The sequence below is a fragment of the Dellaglioa sp. CoH-55-MRSF-8 genome, assembly GCF_056782195.1.
Window position 1 is genome coordinate 1 of record NZ_JBXAYH010000127.1, and the last position, 342, is coordinate 342.

Annotated in this window: 1 protein-coding gene; it reads right to left on the bottom strand. The window is 56.1% G+C overall.

Annotated features, from left to right (window positions below; genetic code table 11):
- Positions 1-258, bottom strand: a 258-nt coding sequence (locus AC1RPW_RS08215) for a hypothetical protein (protein WP_289856409.1), incomplete at its 3' end; no start/stop codon positions are given.
- Positions 259-342: the final 84 nt, after the last annotated feature.

A 342-nucleotide genomic window follows, 5' to 3' on the forward strand; every position in this document is an offset into this window, starting at 1 on the left:
GTTTTTAGTGTACCCGTAGAGTACTGGAAACGCCATAGTTTTCCAAGCCGCGCGCTCGACTGGAGACTGGAATTCATAGTCCGGATCGCCTACCGCAACACGCAGCGCGGACAGCAGAATGTCGCCTTTGAAGTGGGGGTCACGTCGAAGCTGGATCAGTGCGGCGAGAAACAGGCCGCGCGAATCGGCACCAGCATGAGCAAAACCCGGCACCCGGGGTGCATCTTCCGGAACGTATTCGTCTTGAGCGTCGATCATTTGTAACCCCGCTCGCGGCGGCTGACAATTGCAAAATCTTCCAGAATTTCTCTAGCCTTCGGTTGAAACGACCTCGGCAGATCG